Source organism: Aeromicrobium sp. Root495, from assembly GCF_001426755.1.
In the GTDB taxonomy this organism is placed as follows: Bacteria; Actinomycetota; Actinomycetes; order Propionibacteriales; family Nocardioidaceae; genus Aeromicrobium.
This window is the reverse complement of record NZ_LMFJ01000001.1, coordinates 2,032,909-2,053,516: the sequence shown is the minus strand read 5'-3', so window position 1 is coordinate 2,053,516 and position 20,608 is coordinate 2,032,909. Positions and strand designations below refer to the sequence as shown.

24 protein-coding genes are annotated in these 20,608 nt (G+C 70.0%); 12 read left to right on the top strand and 12 right to left on the bottom strand.

Annotation, left to right across the window (positions count from 1 at the left end):
• Positions 1-45 precede the first annotated feature (45 nt).
• Positions 46-771 (top strand): SDR family oxidoreductase, encoded by a 726-nt coding sequence (locus tag ASD11_RS10260; RefSeq protein WP_056286696.1) that lies wholly within the window; start codon positions 46-48, stop codon positions 769-771.
• Positions 772-881: 110 nt separating this feature from the next.
• Here ASD11_RS10260 and ASD11_RS10255 read toward each other — a convergent pair whose 3' ends face one another.
• Positions 882-1,559: an SDR family NAD(P)-dependent oxidoreductase gene (locus ASD11_RS10255; RefSeq protein WP_056286693.1), complete on the bottom strand. Its 678-nt coding sequence runs from the start codon at positions 1,557-1,559 to the stop codon at positions 882-884.
• A gap of 63 nt (positions 1,560-1,622) precedes the next feature.
• Positions 1,623-2,609 (bottom strand): hypothetical protein, encoded by a 987-nt coding sequence (locus ASD11_RS10250; protein ID WP_156464678.1) that lies wholly within the window; start codon positions 2,607-2,609, stop codon positions 1,623-1,625.
• Positions 2,610-2,843: 234 nt separating this feature from the next.
• Between ASD11_RS10250 and ASD11_RS10245 the strand changes: the two genes are divergently transcribed.
• Positions 2,844-3,419 carry a TetR/AcrR family transcriptional regulator gene (locus tag ASD11_RS10245; RefSeq protein WP_056286688.1) on the top strand — a complete coding sequence of 192 codons (576 nt, stop codon included), beginning with the start codon at positions 2,844-2,846 and terminating at the stop codon, positions 3,417-3,419.
• Positions 3,420-3,523: 104 nt separating this feature from the next.
• On the opposite strand, the gene ASD11_RS10240 is transcribed toward ASD11_RS10245, so the two are convergent.
• The gene (locus ASD11_RS10240; RefSeq protein WP_056286685.1) at positions 3,524-4,123 is read right to left on the bottom strand and encodes an LPXTG cell wall anchor domain-containing protein; all 600 of its coding nucleotides are present in this window, start codon (positions 4,121-4,123) and stop codon (positions 3,524-3,526) included.
• 363 nt (positions 4,124-4,486) lie between these two features.
• Here ASD11_RS10240 and ASD11_RS10235 point away from each other — a divergent pair, with 363 nt between their 5' ends.
• From ASD11_RS10235 to ASD11_RS10220, 4 genes are read left to right on the top strand one after another with little or no spacing between them, the layout of a single operon-like run.
• Positions 4,487-5,332 (top strand): ABC transporter ATP-binding protein, encoded by an 846-nt coding sequence (locus tag ASD11_RS10235; RefSeq protein ID WP_056286681.1) that lies wholly within the window; start codon positions 4,487-4,489, stop codon positions 5,330-5,332.
• Complete coding sequence (locus tag ASD11_RS10230; RefSeq protein WP_056286678.1) at positions 5,329-6,024, top strand: ABC transporter permease; 696 nt, start codon at positions 5,329-5,331, stop codon at positions 6,022-6,024. The genes ASD11_RS10235 and ASD11_RS10230 overlap by 4 nt, the downstream gene beginning before the upstream one ends.
• Positions 6,024-6,785, top strand: coding sequence for an ABC transporter permease (locus ASD11_RS10225; RefSeq protein WP_056286675.1), 762 nt, complete (start codon positions 6,024-6,026; stop codon positions 6,783-6,785). Before ASD11_RS10230 ends, ASD11_RS10225 begins: the two co-directional genes overlap by 1 nt.
• A gap of 16 nt (positions 6,786-6,801) precedes the next feature.
• Positions 6,802-7,737, top strand: coding sequence for an ABC transporter substrate-binding protein (locus tag ASD11_RS10220; protein ID WP_056286672.1), 936 nt, complete (start codon positions 6,802-6,804; stop codon positions 7,735-7,737).
• A 103-nt stretch (positions 7,738-7,840) separates the two neighbouring features.
• On the opposite strand, the gene ASD11_RS10215 is transcribed toward ASD11_RS10220, so the two are convergent.
• The 3 genes from ASD11_RS10215 to ASD11_RS10205 all read right to left on the bottom strand — a co-directional run bounded on the left by ASD11_RS10215 (position 7,841) and on the right by ASD11_RS10205 (position 10,962).
• Positions 7,841-9,085: an HNH endonuclease gene (locus ASD11_RS10215; protein WP_082554280.1), complete on the bottom strand. Its 1,245-nt coding sequence runs from the start codon at positions 9,083-9,085 to the stop codon at positions 7,841-7,843.
• Between the two features lie 63 nt (positions 9,086-9,148).
• Positions 9,149-10,105 carry a prolyl aminopeptidase gene (gene pip / locus ASD11_RS10210; RefSeq protein ID WP_056286667.1) on the bottom strand — a complete coding sequence of 319 codons (957 nt, stop codon included), beginning with the start codon at positions 10,103-10,105 and terminating at the stop codon, positions 9,149-9,151.
• Positions 10,106-10,137: 32 nt separating this feature from the next.
• The gene (locus ASD11_RS10205) at positions 10,138-10,962 is read right to left on the bottom strand and encodes a hypothetical protein (RefSeq protein ID WP_056286665.1); all 825 of its coding nucleotides are present in this window, start codon (positions 10,960-10,962) and stop codon (positions 10,138-10,140) included.
• 65 nt (positions 10,963-11,027) lie between these two features.
• Between ASD11_RS10205 and ASD11_RS10200 the strand changes: the two genes are divergently transcribed.
• Positions 11,028-11,231, top strand: coding sequence for a hypothetical protein (locus ASD11_RS10200; protein WP_056286662.1), 204 nt, complete (start codon positions 11,028-11,030; stop codon positions 11,229-11,231).
• A 72-nt stretch (positions 11,232-11,303) separates the two neighbouring features.
• Complete coding sequence (locus ASD11_RS10195) at positions 11,304-11,600, top strand: putative quinol monooxygenase (protein ID WP_056286660.1); 297 nt, start codon at positions 11,304-11,306, stop codon at positions 11,598-11,600.
• 4 nt (positions 11,601-11,604) lie between these two features.
• Here the strand turns inward: ASD11_RS10195 and ASD11_RS10190 are convergent, their stop codons facing one another.
• The gene (locus ASD11_RS10190) at positions 11,605-12,555 is read right to left on the bottom strand and encodes an RNA polymerase subunit sigma-70 (protein WP_200940116.1); all 951 of its coding nucleotides are present in this window, start codon (positions 12,553-12,555) and stop codon (positions 11,605-11,607) included.
• Between the two features lie 157 nt (positions 12,556-12,712).
• Between ASD11_RS10190 and ASD11_RS10185 the strand changes: the two genes are divergently transcribed.
• On the top strand, positions 12,713-13,603 hold the full coding sequence (locus ASD11_RS10185; protein WP_056286654.1) for an enoyl-CoA hydratase-related protein: 891 nt from the start codon (positions 12,713-12,715) through the stop codon (positions 13,601-13,603).
• Positions 13,604-13,609: 6 nt separating this feature from the next.
• On the opposite strand, the gene ASD11_RS10180 is transcribed toward ASD11_RS10185, so the two are convergent.
• Positions 13,610-14,818 carry a lipase family protein gene (locus ASD11_RS10180; RefSeq protein WP_056286651.1) on the bottom strand — a complete coding sequence of 403 codons (1,209 nt, stop codon included), beginning with the start codon at positions 14,816-14,818 and terminating at the stop codon, positions 13,610-13,612.
• Positions 14,815-16,362, bottom strand: a complete 1,548-nt coding sequence (locus ASD11_RS10175) for a M28 family peptidase (protein ID WP_056286650.1) — start codon at positions 16,360-16,362, stop codon at positions 14,815-14,817. Before ASD11_RS10175 ends, ASD11_RS10180 begins: the two co-directional genes overlap by 4 nt.
• Positions 16,363-16,463: 101 nt before the next feature.
• Between ASD11_RS10175 and ASD11_RS10170 the strand changes: the two genes are divergently transcribed.
• The gene (locus ASD11_RS10170; protein ID WP_056286647.1) at positions 16,464-17,189 is read left to right on the top strand and encodes a TetR/AcrR family transcriptional regulator; all 726 of its coding nucleotides are present in this window, start codon (positions 16,464-16,466) and stop codon (positions 17,187-17,189) included.
• A 16-nt stretch (positions 17,190-17,205) separates the two neighbouring features.
• Here the strand turns inward: ASD11_RS10170 and ASD11_RS10165 are convergent, their stop codons facing one another.
• Positions 17,206-17,538 (bottom strand): nuclear transport factor 2 family protein, encoded by a 333-nt coding sequence (locus ASD11_RS10165; protein ID WP_056286645.1) that lies wholly within the window; start codon positions 17,536-17,538, stop codon positions 17,206-17,208.
• Positions 17,539-17,673: 135 nt separating this feature from the next.
• Here ASD11_RS10165 and ASD11_RS10160 point away from each other — a divergent pair, with 135 nt between their 5' ends.
• Positions 17,674-18,456, top strand: coding sequence for a MerR family transcriptional regulator (locus ASD11_RS10160; RefSeq protein WP_056288716.1), 783 nt, complete (start codon positions 17,674-17,676; stop codon positions 18,454-18,456).
• A gap of 4 nt (positions 18,457-18,460) precedes the next feature.
• Here ASD11_RS10160 and ASD11_RS10155 read toward each other — a convergent pair whose 3' ends face one another.
• Positions 18,461-18,997 (bottom strand): TetR/AcrR family transcriptional regulator, encoded by a 537-nt coding sequence (locus ASD11_RS10155; protein WP_056286642.1) that lies wholly within the window; start codon positions 18,995-18,997, stop codon positions 18,461-18,463.
• A 101-nt stretch (positions 18,998-19,098) separates the two neighbouring features.
• Between ASD11_RS10155 and ASD11_RS10150 the strand changes: the two genes are divergently transcribed.
• Positions 19,099-20,124, top strand: a complete 1,026-nt coding sequence (locus ASD11_RS10150) for an aldo/keto reductase (protein ID WP_056286639.1) — start codon at positions 19,099-19,101, stop codon at positions 20,122-20,124.
• A 24-nt stretch (positions 20,125-20,148) separates the two neighbouring features.
• Here ASD11_RS10150 and ASD11_RS10145 read toward each other — a convergent pair whose 3' ends face one another.
• Positions 20,149-20,496: an MGMT family protein gene (locus ASD11_RS10145; protein ID WP_056286636.1), complete on the bottom strand. Its 348-nt coding sequence runs from the start codon at positions 20,494-20,496 to the stop codon at positions 20,149-20,151.
• Positions 20,497-20,608: the final 112 nt, after the last annotated feature.

Genomic DNA, 20,608 nt, shown 5'->3' with positions numbered 1-20,608 from the left:
CACATAATGAAATGGGGAGCGTCCCCACATGTCTTAGGAGTATAGATGAACCGGTCTCTCGACAACAGCACCGTCCTCGTCACCGGGGCCAACGGTGGCCTCGGCACGGAATTCGTGCGGCAGGCGCTCGAGCGCGGCGCTGCCAAGGTCTTCGCGGCCGCGCGCAACCCGCACGAGTGGGATGACGCGCGCGTCCAGGCCCTGCGGCTCGACCTCACCGACATCGACAGCGTCGCCGCCGCAGCTGTCGCCGCGGCGGATGTCAATGTCTTGATCAACAACGCCGGCATCGCCCCTGAGGGCGACTCGATCCTCGGTCCCGAGGAGCGGCTCCGCGAGATCTTCGAGACCAACTTCTTCGGCACCATGAGAGTCGCCAACGCGTTCAGCCCGGTCATCGTCGCCAACGGCGGCGGAGCGATCCTGAACATCCTGTCGGCTGCGGCATGGATCAACATCCCGACCGGCTACGCGGCCTCGAAGGCGGCTGCGTGGTCAGCCACCCACGCACTGCGGACCGCGCTCAAGGGGCAGGGTGTGCACGTCGCGGGTCTGCTGGTCGGCATGGTCGACACCCCCATGTCGGCTCGCTGGGACGTGCCCAAGGTCAGCGCCGAGAGCGTCGTGGAGCAGGCGTACGACGGTCTTGCTGCCGGAGCCATCGAGATCCTGGCCGACGAGTCGACGCAGTTGCTGAAGTCGCAGCTGGGTACGCCTGCCGAGCAGCTGTACCCGTGGCTCGATGAGATGATCGGCGGGTTCGTGGCCTGAGTCCCGCCTCCCGCCGTCCCGCGTGGTCGGGCTGAACTGACACGGCCTGGATTTCCCGAAACGCGCGTCGGCGTGAGGCGGCGGAGCGAGCCGATCAGCGCCGCCTCGTCTCAGTCGGCCTCGAGGGCGTAGACGTACTCAGCGGTGTCGCGGTCGCGGTGCGCCGTCCAGTAGAGCGGTGCGATGGCTGCTGCGGAGGCCCTCTCGGGCCCGGAGTCGATCAGCAGGTTGATCGCGATGTACGCAGCGTGCACGCCCGAGCCGGCCAGGGCGCCGCTCAGGTTGACGGCCCAGTTGCGCAGCGCTGCCGACGCGGCGTTGATGTTGCCCATCATCGGGTTCGGGCTGATCGAGCCTCCGCCCGTCGTGAACAGCAGCGTGCCGGACTCGCGCCCCAGCATCTCGGGCAGCACCTCTCGGACCGCCGCGATGGCCGAGTACAGGTAGAACTCCAGCTGAGGGGCCATCGAGTCGACCGTGAGGTCCAGCGCGCCGACCATCTCGAGTCCCGGCACCGGCGCGTGCGGCGCGGGCGAGAACTCGAGCACGTCGATCGACCCGAAGGTCTCCTTGGCGGCGGTGAGGGCGGCGGCCAGGCTGTCGCGGTCCATCACGTCACCGACGAACCCGCGCGTCTCGATGCCCTCGTCACGCAAGGTCTGGGCGAGCTCGTCGAGGCGGCTCTGCGTGCGGGAGATGAGTGCCACGGAGAATCCCTCCTGCCCGAAGACGCGGGCGATGGCGAGTCCGAGACCGGGTCCGGCTCCGACGATGGCGATGGTGCTCATGGTGTTCTCCTCGATAGGTAGGAAAGGTGGAAGGCAGGCCCGGCCATGCGGATCCGGGAAGCGTCAGGACCTCGAGGCGAGGTGCGCGGCACTCGCCGTCCGGGCCGCAGCTTCTCGTCGGCTTCTCAGGAGCATCGCGGTCAGGGTGAGCAGGATGCCTGCCGCTGCCCAGACGCTCAGCCGGATGATCGGAGCGGACACGGCGGCGCCGTCGAAGTATTGGACCGACCGCAGGAGGTCGAGGGCGTCACCCTGGGGGAAGACGTAGTAGAGGGCCTGGAAGAAGCCGTTCAGCACGTGGACGCCCAGGGGGCCGCCCGAGGACGTGTTGCCGAGGACCACGAGAGCGATCGTCAAGGCCAACGCCGCGATCGTCCCGCCGAGGGCGGCGACGCCTGTCACGGCTCCTCCGATGGCGAGCCCGGTCAACCACAGGATCGCGAACACGGACCACGGGTCGACGGCCACCGCGCCGAGGACGACGTCGATCCACAAGGTGATCAGTGCCGCGAGGACCCCTGCGTACAGGACGAGGACGATGCTGCGCTCGCCGAACTTCTTCGCTGTGTCGACCGTGCCGAGGATCCGCCCGAAAACCGTCGCACCGAGCGCTGCGCCCAGCCCGGCGAACAGGATCGCGTAGAACTCGATCGATCCGACGGGATCCTTGGCCGGCAGGGGAGCGAGGTCGGAGGTCGTGTTGGCGACGTCCAGCTCTACCGCGAGCGACCCACCGATGCCGGCGATCGCCTGGCCGAGGGCACGGCCACCGCCGCTGGCGATGTAGGTGGTGACGCCACCGTCGGTGCTTCGAGCGGGGAGGACGACGGCGCCGTCCGCCTCTCGGTCGAGCACCGCGGCCCGCGCCTGCGCCGCCGACGCCACGACGGTGACGTCGAAGGAGCTCTGCTTCTCGAGAGCCGCGATCGTGCCGGCATCGCCGGCGACAGCAAGCTGGACGTTGTGGGGCTTCGGGTTGCCGAACGCGCTCGAATAGCTGGTCAGCATCGCCATGGCGAGGAGCAGGATCGCGAACCCCCCGAGAAGCACGTCGCGATAGCGGTGGGTCGATCCCGGTCCCTCGGACGTCAGCGAGCCTCCTGCTGCAGCAGCCTCGAAGTCTGGGTGCACCGGAGCTTCTCGTCGTGATGCCGGCTCTGCTGACTGCCTCATGGGGTCCTTTACATGTGTCAAGTACATGACGAATGTACATTAGCGGTCCGCGGCTGGCAAGATGGGTGCATGACCCAGGAGACGACGCCACTTCCACCCAAGGAACATCGTGTGGACCCGCGAGTCACCCGCACCCGTGCTGCACTCATCCGGGCGCTGGCGGGTCTCGTGTCCGAGTCGCCGAAGGGGGAGCCGATCTCGATGAGTGCGGTCGCTCAGCGGGCAGGTCTGAGCCGGCAGGCGCTGCACAACCACTACAGCAACGTCGGCGACCTCGCGACTGACCTCTGGATCAGCAGGCTGCTCGACGGCTGGCTGTCCCTCGACGAGGTGGCGGCGAACCTCGTCCCTGCCCTCACCGAAGCCGTTCGGGAGCGCGGGATCGAGCCGCTTCTCGCCGCCGGGCGGGCAGACCGTGAGTTCTTCGACAAGCTCCGCGCCATCCCACGCGGCGAGCGGGTCGCCGAGGTCCTCGCGGCGGCGGTGACCACGTGGCTGACGGGGTCGAACCATGACCACGACCAGTCAGAGATCACCCTCACCGACGATGCGCGGGTCTTCGCCATCGGTGGCATGGTCGCGCTCGTCTCCACCTGGCAGATGGCCGACACTCCGCCGAGCACCGCCCAGCAGGTCACGACACTTCGAGGGTTCGCGGCCGCCGTTGCGGCTGCCTCTGCCGGCTGAGGCGGTCCGTCGCACCTGAGCGCGCAGAACGTGCCATGCGCGTGCTTCGCGGCGGCGGCCAGGGGCACGAGGTCCCTGGCCGCCGCCGGCGTCAGATGGCTGGCTCAGCCGGAGACCGTCGACCGACGGCGGGCGAGGAGCAGCGCGCCCCCGGCCAGTAGGGCCAGTCCGACGAGCAGCACCGCCAGACGCGCTCCGCCGGTGTTGGGCAGGATGGCGTCGATGATGTTCGAGCGGGCCTTCTTGTCGGTGGCGGAGACCACGGACTTGAGCGGGAGCTGCTCGTTGGCGGACTCGACGACTCCGGCGGTCGAGGTCGGGTCGTCGGTCGGCTCCGCGGGGGTGGACGTCGCGGAGCCCTTGCAGCCGGCGTCGATGATGGCCTGAGCGCCCGGCCCCCAGTTCTGGCCCGGGAACGAGACGGTCTTGCCGTGCTTCACGTACGTGAACGGCGGGATGATGTCGCCCGTGTGGTTGGTGTGACCCGGGGTGATGGCGTTCACCGAGGTGGTGATGGCGTGACCGTTGTCGGGGTTGCCCGGGGGGACGTGGCAGAAGGTGATCTTCTTGTTCTCGTTCTCCGAGCGCGGGCTGGCGTTGTCGCCGGCCGCGTCCCCGTTGCCGTTCGCGCCGCCCGTGCCGTCTCCGTTGGCCCCCAGGTTCTTCTTGACCTGACCGGGCAAGCACACGAGCAACATCTTCATGAAGCTCGACCTGGATCCCGACGACGACAGGTCCAACCGCCGTGTCATGGCCGTGGTCACCTACCTCCAGTCGTCCTGAGGTCGAACCTCGCCGTGAAGGCCAGGAGGCTGCGTCCGGACGTCGTGGTCGAGGACGTCGACCCAGCAACGGTGCCGGTCCGGGCCCGTACCACGCGCCGTCGCGGTGATCGATCTTGTTCACGATCTGGGCCCCGCGTTGCCTCAGGCCACCGTTGCGGTCAGACTGTCCGGAGCCTGTCGCAGGGCGAGCCCCGAACTGACTGCCTACCTCCAGAACCGCGAGGACCGCATGATCGAGTACTTGTCCATTGCCTTGACGACTCCGACGCCGGCCGGCCGCCGATGATCGAGTTCCGCGGTGTCACCAAGCGCTTCCCTGACGGCACGGAGGCGGTCGCGGACTTCAACCTCGTTCTTCCGTCCCGCAAGACCACGGTCTTCGTCGGGTCCTCGGGCTGCGGCAAGACGACGCTGCTGCGCATGATCAACCGGATGATCGATCCCACCGAGGGCCAGATCCTCATCGACGACGTCGACGTCGCCTCGCAGGACAAGGTGAAGCTGCGCCGCTCGATCGGCTACGTGCTCCAGGCCTCGGGCCTGCTGCCGCACCGCAAGGTGATCGACAACGTCGCCACCGTGCCGGTGCTCAAGGGCACCCCGAAGGCCGAGGCTCGGGCGGCGGCGCTCGAGCTGCTCGACAAGGTCGGGCTCGACCGCTCGCTGGCCGACCGGTACCCGCGTCAGCTCTCCGGCGGCCAGCAGCAGCGTGTGGGCGTGGCGCGGGCCCTGGCCAGCGACCCCAACGTGCTGCTCATGGACGAGCCTTTCGGCGCCGTGGACCCGATCGTGCGCGACGACCTCCAGGTGGAGCTGAACCGGCTGCAGCGTGAGCTGGGCAAGACCATCGTCTTCGTCACCCACGACATCGACGAGGCCTTCGTGCTCGCCGACCAGGTCGTGATCCTCAGCAAGGGCGGCGTGATCGCCCAGGCCGGCACGCCGGCCGAGATCCTGGCCGCACCGGCGAACGACTTCGTGGCCAGCTTCATCGGAGCCGACAAGAGCAAGCGCGACCTGCACCTGCAGCAGCGTGAGGGCGACGGTGGCCTGACGCTCGTCGTCGACGGCGACGGGCGGCCCCTGGGTGTGCTCGGATCGGACCAGACCGGCTCGAGCTCGTCGTGACCTGGACGTTCGACAACCTGGACCTCATCCGGGAGCTGACGATCAACCACATCCGGCTCTCGATCGTCCCGATCGTGCTGAGCTTCGTGCTCGCCATCCCGCTCGGCTGGCTGGCCAACCGCACGCGCTTCTCGCGGGCCGTCGTGATCACCGGCGGAAGCCTGCTCTACACGATCCCGTCGCTCCCGCTGTTCGTGGTCCTGCCGCTGATCCTTCCCACCCAGGTGCTCGACGAGACCAACCTGGTGGTCGCGCTCACGATCTACGGCGTGGCCGTGATGGCCCGTTCAGCCGCCGACGCCTTCGCCTCGGTCGACGCCACCACGATCGACTCGGCCGACGCGATCGGCTACTCCACCTCGGGCCGCTTCTGGCGGGTGGAGCTGCCCCTGGCCGGTCCGGTGCTGCTCGCCGGGATCCGGGTGGTCTCGGTCAGCACGATCGCCCTGGTCTCGGTCGGGGTCATCATCGGCTCGAGCAACCTCGGCAGCCTGTTCCGCGAGGGCAAGCAGCGCGGCATCCTGGAGGAGGTCGTCGTCGGCATCGTGATGAGCCTGCTGCTGGCACTGATCTTCGATGTCATCATCGTGCTGATCGGGCGTGTCCTGATGCCGTGGTCGCGGGAACAGGCCGCCCCCGTCAAGCGGATGCCTGACCTCCACCTGGCTGCGGGCACAGGGGGCGACTTCTGATGGAGCTGCTCTTCAGCGCGATCGGCTGGATCTTCGACGGGTCCCACTGGAAGGCCGGGAGCCAGAACCCGTTCCCGATCCAGGACCGGCTCGTGGAGCACCTGCTCTACACCTTCGTCTCCGTGGGGATCGCGGCGCTCATCGCGTTGCCCCTCGGCTTCTTCATCGGGCACACCGGGCGAGGTCGCCAGTTCGTGATCGCGTTCACCGGCGCGATGCGCGCCCTGCCGACGCTCGGCCTGCTGTTCTTCCTCCTCATGGTCTTCGGCTACTTCCTGAGCTATGACACCGCACCGATCGTGGGCGCCACGATCGCCTTCGTGATCCTGGCCATCCCGTCGATGCTGGCGGGCGCCTACTCCGGCCTCGAGGCCGTGGACCGGCAGGTCATCGACGCGGCCCGCGCCAACGGCATGACGGAGTGGCAGATCCTCACCAAGGTCGAGATCCCGCTGGCGCTGCCTCTCATCATCGGCGGCGTGCGGGCTGCGACGCTGCAGGTGATCGCCACCGTGACCATCGCCTCGTACGCCGGTCTCGGCGGTCTCGGACAGATCATCAGCAACGGCATCGGCCTCAACGACTACGACCGCATCCTCGGCGGTGCCCTGCTCGTCATCGTCCTCGCCCTCGGCGTCGACGCACTGTTCGCGCTCGCCCAGCGGCTCACCGCCACCCAAGGACTCACCGACCACCGCCCCGCGACCTCAGGTCGCTCCTCAAGCCGGTCCGCCGGACCGCACGCGTCCACCGGCGCGTGACTCGAAAGGGAAAACCATGTCAACCACTCCACGCCTCATCCGCCTGAGCGCGGCCGCACTCGGCCTGGGCCTGTCCTTCGCCACCCTGGCCGCCTGCGGGTCCAGCGACCCCACCGCCTCTGAAGGCTCGAAGAGCGGCGACACGGTCGTCGTCGGCTCGTTCGCCTTCCCCGAGAGCGAGATCCTCGGCGAGATCTACGTCCAGGCCCTCGAGGCCAAGGGCGTCAAGGCTGAGAAGAAGTTCAACATCGGCCCGCGCCAGCAGACGATCCCCGCCCTCCGCGACGGCTCGATCAACCTGATCCCCGAGTACAACGGCAACCTGCTCGCGTACTACAACGAGAAGTACACCGAGCGGACCACCGACGACGTCGACGCCGCCCTGGTCGACGCGGTGGCCAAGGACAAGCTCAAGGTCCTCGACTCGGCCGAGGCCGAGGACAAGGACGCCTACGTCGTCACCCGCAAGACCGCGGAGGCCGAGGGACTGAAGACGATCGGCGACCTGTCCAAGCTGGTGCCCTTCTCGCTGGGCGCCAACCCGCAGTTCGGTGACCTCGGCTACGGGATCCCCGGGCTCGAGAAGGTCTACGGCGTCAAGGCCAGCGACGTGAAGTTCAAGCCCATCGAGGACTTCGGTGGCCCGGACACCGTCAAGGCGCTCGTCGACGACTCGGTGCAGGTGGCTGACATCTACACGACCTCGCCCGCGATCAAGACCGAGGATCTCGTGGTGCTCGAGGACCCGAAGAACATGATCTCCTCGCAGAACATCATCCCGCTCATCTCCGACGCGGTGGACAGCGCGAAGATCAACGACGTGCTGAACGCCATCTCGGCCGAGCTCACGACCGACGACCTGATCGCCCTGCGCGACCGGGTCGAGGGCAAGGAGAAGGCCTCGGCCGCCGAGGCGGCCAAGGACTGGCTCGCGGACAAGGGCCTCAGCTGACCTGCTGAACCGACTCCCGAAGGGCCCCGAGCAGCAGAAGCGCTGCTCGGGGCCCTTCGTCATGGGGCCGAGCCGGCCACGGAGTGGTGTCGTGCGGACGGTCTCACTCCCGACGACGGCGAAGGACCGGCGGTGGGGCGCTGCGGTACGTGTGACCGGTGGGTGTGGTCCAGGTGCCGTCGCGTCGGACCGACCACCCAGGAAGGTGCTTCATGAGGTGGTTGGTGACGCAGAGACCCTGACCGTTCTCCTCGGTGGTGGCGCCGCCGTGCTCGTGGGCCTGGACGTGGTCGATCTCGGCGATGGGCGCGTCGCAGGCCGGGGTGCGGCACCGGCCGTCGCGGTAGCGGACGTGACGGGCGAGCGGGCCGGTGAAGAGGCGGCGCCGCGGGTCGCTGTGGAGCAGGGTCCCGTTCACCGGGTCGGTGATGAGGCGGCGGTAGAAGACCTGGTCGGCGTCGTCGATGAGCTGGTCGACGACGACAGGGGCGACGGGTCCGTGGCCGACGAGCTCGGCCGGGGTGTCGTCGAGGCCGAGCAGGTTGTCGGCGGTGAGGACGATCCCGAGCTCCAGGACCCGCTTCACCGGCAAGGAACGGTCCGGACCGGCGACCACGGACGCGTGGAGCGACTGGAACATGACCTGCCCGCGGGTGCGGTGGTCGGTGGGGTCGTTCTTGGCGCGTCGGGCGTGCCCGAGGAGGAGCTCGCGGATCTCGTGGATCCTCTCGGCCGGGCCGCGGGAGACGAGGGTGGCCACGCCGTCGGTCTCGTCGACGACGAGCACGTACTGGTCGTCACGGACCTCGACGGCCTTGCGGTCGGCCTCGTCGGGGTCGATCTCCAGGGTCAGGGACCGGGTGAGCTCGGCGGCGGCACGAGGGGTCAGGCCTGGGAGGTGCGGGGCGATCTCGGTCTCGAACAGCGCCATGGACTCGGCATCCAGGCTGGGCAGGTTCTTGACGATGGCTCGGACGGTCACGCCCGAGACCAGCCCATCGGCCCAGGCGGCCTGGACGGCCGGGAGCCGGCTCAAGGTGATGGCGGTCTCCAGCTGGGTGATGCCCGCGCTCGGCGACATCCCACGCGCCAGTGCCGTCTCCCCGGCCGCCGACAGGAACGCCTGGCGGCCCTCCATGAGGGGCTCGCGCTCGGCGAGCAGCATCCCCGCGTGCTGGGCCTGGATGGCCTCGGCGGCGCGGATGACCTGCTCGCAGGCGCTGATGGTCTCGATGAGATGGGCACCGGGCAGCTCGTCGGGGTCGGGCTCGACCACGACCACGGACCGGACGACGTCGGCGAACGAATACGCTGGCGTTCCAGGGATATCGGTGAGCTCTGCTGCCATGTCCCTGAACCTAGGGGCACCCTCTGACAGCCCGGAAAGTACCGATTCGTGACCGAGTACGGGTCAGGAAGCGAAGCGGTCCGTGGCCTCGATGATGGCGTCGAGGATGCCCGGCTCGGTGAAGGCGTGTCCGGCGTCGGGGATCATCCTGAGCTCGGCCTCCGGCCACGCGCGGTGCAGGTCCCAGGCCGTCACGGCAGGGGTGCACATGTCGTAGCGGCCCTGGACGATCACGGCCGGCACGTCCTTGAGGGACGAGGCGTCGCGGATGAGCTGGCCGTCCTCGAACCAGCCGCCGTGCATGAAGAAGTGGTTCTCGATCCGGGCGAACGCCACGGCGAAGGCGTCCTCGGTGAAGTGCTCCACGAGGCTCTCGTCGGGGAGCAGCGTGATGGCCGAGGACTCCCAGCGCGACCACGCCTTGGCCGCCGGCACATGCACGGCGGGGTCGGGGTCGTTCAGCAACCGGCTGTAGGCCTCGACGAGGCGTCCGCGCTGCTCGGGCGGCACGGGGGCGACGAAACCCTCCCACAGGTCGGGGTAGACGGACGCGGCACCGCCTTCGTAGAACCAGTCGAGCTCGCTCGGGCGGAGCGTGAAGATGCCGCGCAGGACCAGCTCGCTGACGGCCGCGGGGTGCTTCTCGGCATAGGCGAGGGCGAGCGCCGACCCCCACGACCCGCCGCAGACCAGCCAGGCCTCGACATCGAGGTGTCGGCGGAGGGACTCGATGTCCTCCACGATGTGCCACGTCGTGATGCTGGTCAGGTCCGCCTCCGGCGCGCTCGCGTGCGGCAGGCTCTGGCCGCACCCTCGCTGGTCGAGCAGGACGATGCGGTACTTCTCGGGGTCGAACACGCGCCTCTGGTCGGGGCTCGAGGCACCACCGGGACCTCCGTGGAGGTACACCGCGGGCTTGCCGGCGGGGTTGCCCGAGACCTCGTAGTAGATCTGGTGACCGTCGCCGACGTCGAGGAGTCCGGTCTCGTGGGGCTCGACCTCGGGGTAGAAGGAACGCATGCTGCCAGCCTAGGAGGCGGTCCGGGCGGTCCTCAACGGGTGTGCTCGGCGTAGCCCTCGCGGTAGGTGGGGAAGCGCGGGGCCCAGCCGGTGGCGCGGAGCCTGGCGTTGGACAGCCGCTTGCCTCGTCCCTGCGCCGGGTTCGCGGCCTGGGGGGCAGGCGCGCCGAGACGCGCGGCGACGAAGGCTGCGACGTCGCCCAGCTGCGACGGCTCGTCGTCGGTGCCGAGGTAGAGCGGCTCGGGCTCCTGCTCCATCGTGAGGAGGTGCAGGATCGCGTCGGCCGCGTCGTCGCGGTGGATGCGGTTGGTCCAGCGGTCGGGGTCCCCGACCGCTCCGCGTCGCACCTGGTCGACGAGTCGTGGCTCGCCGTGGCCGTAGAGGCCGGACAACCGAAGGACCGTTCCGTGGGGGAGGCGCTCGGCGAACAGCTGTTCGCTCTGCAGCAGCATCTCGGCGGGTGGGTCACGAGGGTCCGGAGCGGTGGTCTCGTCGAGGAGGGCCTCGACCGGCCCGTCGGCCATGACGCCGGTGGACGAGACCAGCACGGCGCGGCGCGGGCTCAGACCCGCTGCGGCGACCGCGTCGAGGGCCCGTCCGAGGCCGTCGACGTACGTGGCGCGGTACGAGTCCTCGCTGCGCGGGCGGGCGGTGAGGGCCACGACGAGCAGGTCGAGGTCGAGCGAGGGCAGCATGGGCGTCTGGCTGGTGAGGTCGGCCGACAGCCCCTCGATCGGGGCCGGAACCAGCTCGGCGCGGCGTCGGATCCCCACGACCCGTCGGCCCTGCTCGGCCAGCCGGAGACCCACGGCGGCGTTGAGGTCGCCGCATCCCACCAGCAGCACGTCGGAACCCATGAAAGGAGCGTACGCACCAGGGGCCACGCCTTGGCAGCAGCCCGAGGGGATGTCAGGGTGGCCAGATGGACCACGAGGGAGAAGCAGGCAACGACAGCGGCGACGCGGCCGAGCCCCGGCGCTATCCCGCCCAGGCCCGACCCGAGCAGCCCATGCACGTGCCGCAGTCGCCGTGGCCGTGGGTCGTGGGGCTCCTCGTGGTGGCCGGGGTGGTCTTCGGCGGCCTCCTGCTCTGGGTGATGTACGAGATCGGCTCCAACGCCGGTTGAGCCGCACCTGCCGCCGAGCAGGTCGGACCGAACGGGCCTAGCGTGACGTCACATCCAACATCCGGAGGAAGCATGAGCATCCACGTCGTCGCCGTCATCACCGCCAAGCCGGGCTCGGAGGACGCCGTCCGCGAAGCCATGCAGGGACTCGTGGAGCCCACGCGGGCCGAGGACGGCTGCATCGCCTACGACCTCTCGGAGTCCGCAGCCGCCGCCGGCACCTTCATCACGGTGGAGGAGTGGAACGACCCGGCCGACCTCGACCTCCACATGGCCACGCCGCACATCCAGTCCGCGCTGTCCGTGCTGGGCACCGAGCTCGCCGCCCCGCCGGCCATCCACCCGCTGAAGCCCCTGATCGTCGGCTAGTCCGTCAGGCGCGGAGGCGCTCGGGCAGCCCGAACCTGGGCAGCTGGTCGGCGTGGAAGGTCGTGATCTCGGCGATCTCACCGCCGACGACCCGCAGGACGTCGAGAGTGAGCGGCAGGTACGCGCCCTCCTGCTCGTTCCAGAGGTAGAAGGCCGCGGCGGGCTGCCGGTTCGCCGACGTCGCGATGCTGCGCATCGCGCCCAGCCCCTCGAAGCCGTCGGCCTGCCAGTCGCCGACGACGTTCTCACGGCCCACGAAGAGTCCGGGGGTGGGCGGCATCGAGAAGCGGACGTCGTGCCGCAGCATGGCTGCGAGTCCGCCGAGGTCCTTGTTCACGCTCGCCTCGGTGAAGCGCCGCACCACCTCGCGGGTCTCGGCGTCCTCCGACCCGGACACCCAGTCCTGCCGCTCCGCCGGGAGGTGCTCACGCATGCCGGCGCGCGCCCGTTGCAGGGCGCTGTTGACCGAGGCGACCGAGTCGCCGAGGAGGTCGGCGACGTCCTTGGCGGGCCAGCCGACGACGTCACGCAGGATCAGCGCGGCCCGTTGGCGCGGCGCGAGGTGCTGCACCGCGACGAGGTAGGCCAGCTCGATGGTCTCCCGCGCCTCGGCGACGGCCTCGGGCTCGTCCTCGGCGTCGGTGGACAGCTCGTCGAGCATCCGGTCGGGGTACGGCTGGAGCCAGAGGACCTCGCCGGAGGCAGCCTTGGGGCGCTTCTTGTCGAGCAGGTCGAGGCTGGCGTTGGTGGCTATCCGGTACAACCAGGCGCGGAAGGTGGAGCGTCCTTCGAAGGTCTCGCGACGCCGCCAGGCGCGGAGGAACGTCTCCTGCACGGTGTCCTCGGCGTCCTCGAACGAGCCGAGCATCCGGTAGCAGTGCACGTGCAGCTCGCGTCGGTGCCGCTCGGCCAGCACTGAGAAGTCAGCCTCGTCGATCTCCAGCAGGCTGCTCATGCTGCACCCCTCCAGTCCCGTGTCCACGCTCATCACATCATCCCTTCGTCGTCTGGTGGCCCTTCTCCACGTATGACGTCCAGGAGGAAGGAACCTCATCGGTCTGAGGCCCGGAAGGCGGCTCGTGCCAGAGTGGACCCGACCCGAAGGAGACCCTGTGAGCCAGAGCCTGACGCTCGCCAACCTCGACTACGCCGTCGCGGACCACGTCGCAGAGATCCGGTTCAACCGGCCTGACAAGCGCAACACCTTCACGCGTCAGATGGCCGTCGACATCGTGACGGCGATGGAGGCCGCCGATGCCGATGACGACGTGCGCGTCGTCGTCGTGACCGGGAGCGGCGGCCACTTCTGCGCCGGAGCTGACCTCGAGGCAGCCATGTCGGGGCCGCCCGACCTCGGCGACGCCTACGGCGTGGCGGCGGGCGACATCCAGGGTGTCGAGCGCGACTCCGGCGGGTACGCAGCGCTCGCCTTCGCCCAGTCACGCAAGCCGGTGATCGGTGCCGTCCAGGGCTCGGCCGTGGGCGTCGGCGCGACCATGACCCTGCCCATGGACGTCCGCGTGATCGGGGAGTCCACGCGCTACGGCTTCGTGTTCAACCGCCGCGCGCTCGTGCCCGAGGCCGCCTCCACCTGGTTCCTGCCGCGTGTCGTCTCGCCCGGCAAGGCGCTCGAGTGGGTGCTCACCGGCCGACTCATCGACGCCTCGGAAGCACTCGCGGCCGGACTGGCCAACCACGTCGTCCCCGACGACGAGGTGGAGTCCAGAGCGCGTGGGATAGCCCGGGAGATCGCCGACACGACGGCCGCGGTCTCCGCCTCGCTGGCTCGCCAGATGATCTGGAGTGGGCTCGAGGCCGGCTCGCCGTGGCAGGCGCACGCCGCCGAGTCGCGGGCTCTCGCGGAGCGGTTCACGAGCGCGGACCTGCTGGAGGGCATCACCTCGTTCTTCGAGAAGCGTCCACCGTCGTTCCCCATGAACGTTCCCGGCGACGTCGCCGACGGTCTCGTCGAGCGTCCGGCCCAGCGCCCCGAGGGGCTCTAGGCCTGCTCATCCGGTGGATCGTCCGAGTCGCCGAAGGATCCACCGGGTGGCCACGGGGACGGACATCTGCGCGGAGTTGGTCTGCGAGTGGCCGGCGAGCCAGCGGCCCACCTCGACGTCGAGGCCCTGCTTCTCATAGCTCCGGACGAGCAGCTCGGTGAAGGGCAGCGGGGCGACCTCGTCGAGGAGTCCCTCCTCGATCCGCACGGGAACCGGGCGGAGCCGCAGGGCACGGACGTCGTCGTCAGCGAGCGAGTCGAGGACGGTGCTCAGGAGCTCGTCGCCGCGTCCGCCCAGGAGCTGCGCCGGAGCGAGCCCACCCCAGGAGTCCTGGAGTGCGAGGTCGCCGAGGCAGCGTTGCTCCAGGTGCGCCCACAGTGCGGCGGCGCGAGGGCTCAGCCCGCCCTCCAGCGCGAGCCTCTCGACCTCCGGGTCCTCCACCGCGATCCCCTTCACGATGAGTCCCGCGAGGGCCACGAGGGTGCCGGTGACCGGCTGGACCGGCACGGGGACCGGGCGGAGCAGCCGGATCAGGACGTCCATGCGTGTCACAGGGGTGATGGCGTGGACGCCACGAAGGCTCATCCCCTTGACGAGCGCCTGCCCTCGATCAGCGACGTTCAGCGCGGCCACACCGCCCTCGGAGTGTCCGGACGCGACCCACCGGCCGTTCAGAGGGATGACCTTGCGGGCGGCAGCGGCCATGTCGATCATCGACCGCCCCAGCGAGGCACCTCGCAGATAAGGGTGTCCGCCGGGGGAGCCGAGCCCTTCGTAGTCGGGCCTCGCGACGGCGACCCCGGCGGCCAGCAGGCTGCGGGCGAGGTCGTCCCCCTGCTGCATGCGTCGTAGCTCCGTGCTCCGCGGCGTACCGCGCGTGGGAGCGCAGACGTCGGCCGCACCCGTGGTCATGTGTCCGTAGACGACGAGGGGCCAGCCGGCGCGCGGCGCGCGCCCCTGAGGGACCAGGACGAGTCCCGTCGCGGGGACGATCCGGCCGCCCCCGGTGCTGGTCCGGTAACGCACGAGGACCGACCTGGCCGCCCCGTCCACGCGGCTCGTGGCACCTGCGGCTCCGGTCGAGATCACGTCTCCGCGCCGCTCGGAGGTCGACGAGGTTCCCGCCGCCTGCGCCGGTGCACCGGTCAGGAGCCCCGTCGTGATCGCGACGCCCACCAGGCCGCTCACCGGCCGCAGGCCGAGGTGGCGCCTCACTTCTTGAGCCCGAGGAGCGAGCCCTGACCGATCGTGGTGCTGGCCGTGGCGTCCAGCTTGTCGAGCATGTCGGCGAAGAACAGGGCGACGGGACGGAGCTGGGTCTGGTCGATCTTGTCGATCGTGTCGGCATCGTCGTACATGTACAGCGGCCCGGCGATGAGGCTGATCGTGGGGACGCCTGCCTGGAGCACGAACGACGCGTCGGTGGGGATGCCGCCGAGGAGCTTGGACGGCAGGGTCGAGTTCAGGACGGCCGTCGTGTGAAGGTTCCGCCGCACGATCGCAGCGTCGAGAGCGATCTTGAGCGGCACGCTCAGGTTCTCGAAGATGCCGCGCGGCTCGTGGTCGTCGTGGACCCTCAACCGGCCGTCCTTGTCGACGGTGGCCCGCTTGCCCACGTGCTCGATCGTGGCGTTGGCGACGATGTTGTAGGGCGTGGCGCGGTCGGTGATGTACTTCTTCACGAAGGCCTGGTGCTGTTGGTATCCGGTGAAGTGCGTGTCGAAGGTCGCGAACATCATGGTCTTCTGGCGGGCCTTGTAGCCGCGCTTCTTGGCCTGGGCGCCGTAGTAGTCGGCCAGCGCGATGACCTCCGACGTGCCCGTGGCGTCCTCGACGGCGCCCGGACCCTGCGAGTCGTGGTGCGACTGGACCATGAGCGTGTCCTTCGAGCGACCGGGCAGGAAGCCGACCACCGTGCGCGCGGTGACGGCCGATCGCGTCGTGGTCAGCCTCATCGTCGCCTTCGAGCTCGTCGTGAGGCGGGAACGGACCTCGGCGCCGGCCTTCCTGGTGATCCACATGCCGGGGATCTTCATGGGTGAGCGTCGGTAGTACTCGTTGCGGTACCGGTTGGAGTCGAAGTAGTCCGACAGCACGCCGATGACGCCGACCGCGCCGGCCTTCGTGGCCTGGTCGGTCACGGTGGCCTGGTTGGTCAGGTACGGGTTGGCTGCGAACAGCGCCTCCGTGTTCAGGATCCGGAAGTACGGGTCCCACAGGAAGGTCGTGAAGGGGATCAGCGCGGCCAGCGGGAGCTCGAACTTCAGGTCGAACAGGACCCACTTGCCCCGGACGTCCGTCGACCCGATGCCTCGTCCGCCGACGTCGACGATCCCGGCCGTGCGTCCCTTCGGACCCAGCGTGCGGGTGCCGGTGGCCGTCGGACCCGCGATGAGGGAGTGGGAGACCGGGAACGAGGGAACCGTGCGCCCTGCGACGCTCAGCGAACTGTCCTTCGCGGCCCAGGCGTAGGAGGTCGCCGTCTCGAAGTGGACGTTGCTGAGTCCCGCGGCCCGGAAGCGGCGTGCCACGTAGTCGGCGGTCCGTCGGCCGCCGACAGAACCGGTCGAGCGAGGAGCGAAGCCGATGACGTCCCGGATCGTGTTCATGAGCTGAGTCGTCGACGCCAGGCCCGGCCGCGGGTCTGCCGACTCGGCGGAGGCCGCCGTGGGCGAGATCGCCGTGAGGACGAGCGCTGTCGCGAGCGCCACGGTCCGTCGTCGAACGGTGCGGGGTCGGTCGTGGGCGGTGTGGTGCATGGTTGCTCCTGCTGTCTCGTAGTGAGGTAACGCACGTTACTCCACTCGTGACCCGCGGTGGTCGAGATCGCCGAGATCGGTTCGGCTGACATGATGAGGCGATGACGACCGACGACGACGCAGGCCTGGTGCTGAGCGTCGCCCCGACCGTCGACGGCGTCTTCTTCACCCGTCCCGGGCCGTTCCCGCGGGGCAAGCACGGGCTGACCCGCGACGACGTCCTCGCGATGCAGCGGGAGCGGCTGATGATCGCCTCGACCGAGCTGCTCGCGGGCCGGGGCTATGCCGGTGTCCGGGTCCGTCAGGTGTGCGAACGCGCCGGGATGTCGCTGTCGGCGTTCTACGAGTGCTTCGACTCGCGCGAGGACGTCATCCACGCGGCGTACGACCGGTTCATCGACGTGCTGCTGCGGCGGCTGCTCGCGGTGCCGGGACAGGACACCACGTGGGAGGCCTACGTCGAGGACGTCATGACCGCCTACTTCGGCGCGCTCCAGGTCGACCTGGTCGTGGCACGGGCCTTCCAGGTCGAGATGGACGCCATGGGCTGGGCCGCGCGCGACCGCCGCCGGGAGTCGCTCGGGATCCTGGCCGAGATCCTCCGTCAGAAGCACGTCGAGTGGGACCCTGCGGCCTCGGAGCGGATCCCTGCACCCGTCTACCTGACGGCCGTCTACGGTGTGCGGCAGCTGGCCTCGGACGCTCTCGACCGAGTCCCGGGCTCGCCGGACGAGGACGACGAGGCCGTGCGCTCGAGCATCGAGCGCGTCCGGCTCGACGCGATCGGCTGGGTCACGCTGCTCTTCGCGAGCCCAGCCGACCCCTAGACCGTCGGCGTCACGGTCACACGCTGATGACGAGGTCGTCGATCAGTCCGTCGGGACCGAGGGTGAAGGTGTTCCGCAGATCGACCTGACCACCCGGGAAGCTCCCGGTGAGGCGGACGACCACCGTGGTGACCGGACCGTCCTGATCGACCGACAGCTGCGTCGACGTCGTCTCGTACTGGCTGGCCGGCCCGGTCAGCCACGCCAGGATCTCGTCGTGTCCGCGGTGGGTGTGTCCGTCGTCGGTGACCTGGGCGTCGGCGCTGAACGCGCGGATCGCCTGAGCCGCGTCGTCGTCGATCAGGGCGAGGTAGTCGCGCACGGCGGTGGGCAGGACAGGTGTGCTCATGGGAATTCCTCTCGTGGGGGTGGTTCCCTCCACGCTGGGCCTTCCCCCCAGGTCAAGGTCAAGCCTGTCTCGTCCGCGGGCCGATGGCCTGGACCTTCCCCCTGGGGCAGGGGTGAGGATGGAGCGGTGACGACCATGACCATCGGTGACTTCAGCCGGGCCACGCTTCTCAGCGCCAAGGCACTTCGGCACTACCACCGGCTCGGCCTCCTCGAGCCGGCGACGGTGGACCCGGGCACGGGCTACCGGACCTATGGCGTCGAGCAGGTCCCCGACGCTCAGCTGATCCGGCACTTCCGGTCGCTCGAGATGCCGCTCGACGTCATCGGGCAGCTGCTCCGCGCCGAGGACGCCGAGCGGACCGCGCTGATCGCTGCGCACCTGCAGCGCATGGAGGATCGTCTGGCCGAGACGCGCGACGCGGTGACGGCGCTCCGCGGCCTGCTGGCGTCGGAGGGTCCGACGGTCGTCGTCCGGCGCACGGTCGAGGCGACGCCGGCGCTCGTGCTGCGAGACGTGATCGCCCTCGACGACCTGGGGGAGTGGTTCGCTGCGGCCCAGGCGGAGATCGACGAGGCGCTCACGGCGAGCGGAGCCACCCCGTCCGGGCCGCTGGGTGGGCTCTGGTCGTCCGAGCTCATCCTCGACGAGGGCGGCGAGGTGGCGCTGTTCCGCCCTGTCGCGGCCGCCGACGGGCTGCCCGGGCTCAGGCGGGTCAGGTACGAGGTCCTGCCGTCGGCGACCTTCGCGGTGGCCACGCACCGAGGCCCTGAGGCGACGGTCGCGCAGGTGTACGCCGAGCTGGGCCAGCACGTCGCGCGGCACGAGACCGGCCTCGCGGGGCCGGTCCGAGAGAGCTATCTCTCCGGGGTGCCCGGGGTGGAGGGGGTCACGGAGATCGGCTGGCCGATCGCCTAGCGGCTCAGCGGCGCAGGCCGTCGACCAGGAGGTCGATCATGGCGGGACGTCCGGCGAGGGCGCGGGCGGCGTCGATCAGCTCGTCGGCGCCGACGTCGTCGCGGATCTCGCCCGACGCGACCGCGGTGTCGAGCAGACCGGAGAGGGCGGGCTTGAGCCGATCGGAGAAGTAGGCCGGTAGGGGAGCGAGGGCGGGGTCGCCGGAGTAAAGGACTGCGCTCAGGCCCTGCTTCGTGGCCACGAACTGCTCGAAGCGGTGCAGCCATGCGGCCACTGCCTCGACGGGCGGGTGCGCGGCGGCCAGCTCCTCGGCAGCGTCGGCGCAGGCGTCGACGGCGTCGCGGAAGACGGCGACCACGAGGTCGACCCGCTGGGGGAAGTGGCGATAGAGGGTGCCGACACCCACGCCGGCTCGCGCTGCGACCTCGCGCACCGGCGCGTCGACGCCCTGCTCGGCGAAGACCAGGGCGGCAGCCTCGCGCACGCGCTCGACGTTGCGCAGCGCGTCGGCACGGAGCGGGCGGACCTCGGTCTCGGCCATGACTGGCCCTCCTCGCACGTCGGGTTGATAAGTGGAACGATGTTCCGTATGGTCGAAGTGGAACAGCGTTCCGTTCAAGACTACCCTCTCCAGGAGACGACATGCAGCACCGACCGCTGGGTCGCACCGGCATCCACGTATCGCCCTATGCCTTGGGCACCATGATGTTCGGCGCGATGGGCAACCCCGACCACGACGAGTCGATCGCGATGATCCACCGCGCGCTCGACGCCGGGATCAACTTCGTCGACACGGCCGACATGTACTCCGCCGGCGAGTCCGAGGAGATCGTCGGCAAGGCGTTCAAGGGGCGACGCGACGACGTCGTGCTCGCGACCAAGTTCTTCAACCCCATGGGCGACGACCCCAACCGTCGCGGCGGCTCGCGCCGCTGGATCACCCGGTCGGTCGAGGACTCGCTCCGACGTCTGCAGACCGACCACATCGACCTCTTCCAGATCCACCGTCCGGACCCGCACACCGACATCGACGAGACGCTCTCGGCGCTGAGCGACCTCGTGCGCAGCGGCAAGGTCCGGGCCATCGGCTCGTCGACGTTCTCGGCGTCGCAGATGGTCGAGGCCAACACGGTGAGCGACCTGCGCGGACACGAGCGGTTCCGCACCGAGCAGCCGCCGTACTCGATCCTCGACCGAGGAGTCGAGAAGGACGTCCTGCCGACGGCACAGCGTCTCGGCATGGGCACGCTCGTCTGGAGCCCGCTGTCCGGCGGCATGCTCACGGGCCGGTACCGCAAGGGCGATGTCCCCGACACGATGCGGGCCAACCGCTTCGCGCACATGCGCGACGAGCGACGCCTGGACGCCGTCGAGGGGCTCGTCCAGCTGGCCGACGAGAGCGGTCTGCGGCTTCCGCACCTCGCCCTCGCGTTCGTCATCGCGCACCCGGGCGTCACGTCGGCCATCATCGGGCCGCGCACGCCCGAGCAGCTCGACGACCTGCTGGCCGGCGCCGACGTCACCCTGTCCGACGACGTCCTCGACCGCATCGACGAGATCGTCCCGCCGGGCGTCGACGTCTCGCCCTTGCCGCACGCGTACCAGGAGTTCTCGCCGGCGGACCGCCGACGTCGTCCCCTGGCGGAGCGCGTCGCCTCCGCAGGCTGAGGCCGACCCGGTCGGCAGGACGGCTCAGCGGGCCGTGCTGTCGACCGGGTGCACCCGGCCCGTCTCGTCGATCCGGTGACCCTCGGCCCGCAGGAGCGGCGCGGCCACCTCGCGGTGCTGGTGGTAGAGCCGTCCGCCCTCGGGCAGGACCCGCCACCAGGGCAGGCCCGGGACCCGGCGCAGCACGTTGGCCACGGCCTGGGCGGCGCCCGGGTGGCCCGCCTCCAGAGCCACCTCGCCGTACGTGACGAGCTCGCCGGGGGCGATGGCCTCGACCACCTCGACCACGTGCTGCTGGAAGGGGGAGAGCCGGTCGGGTGGCTCGGCGTGCCCGCCGCCGGGCAACGGCAGGGTGGAGGACTCGTCGGGCACGAGTCCAGTCAACACGGGCCCGCGAGTGGCGCAAGGCGGGTCCCGAGTGGCGCAGATTGGTCCGACACGCCGTCTCGGAAGTGCCGATCTGCGCCACCCGCGGGATCGCGAG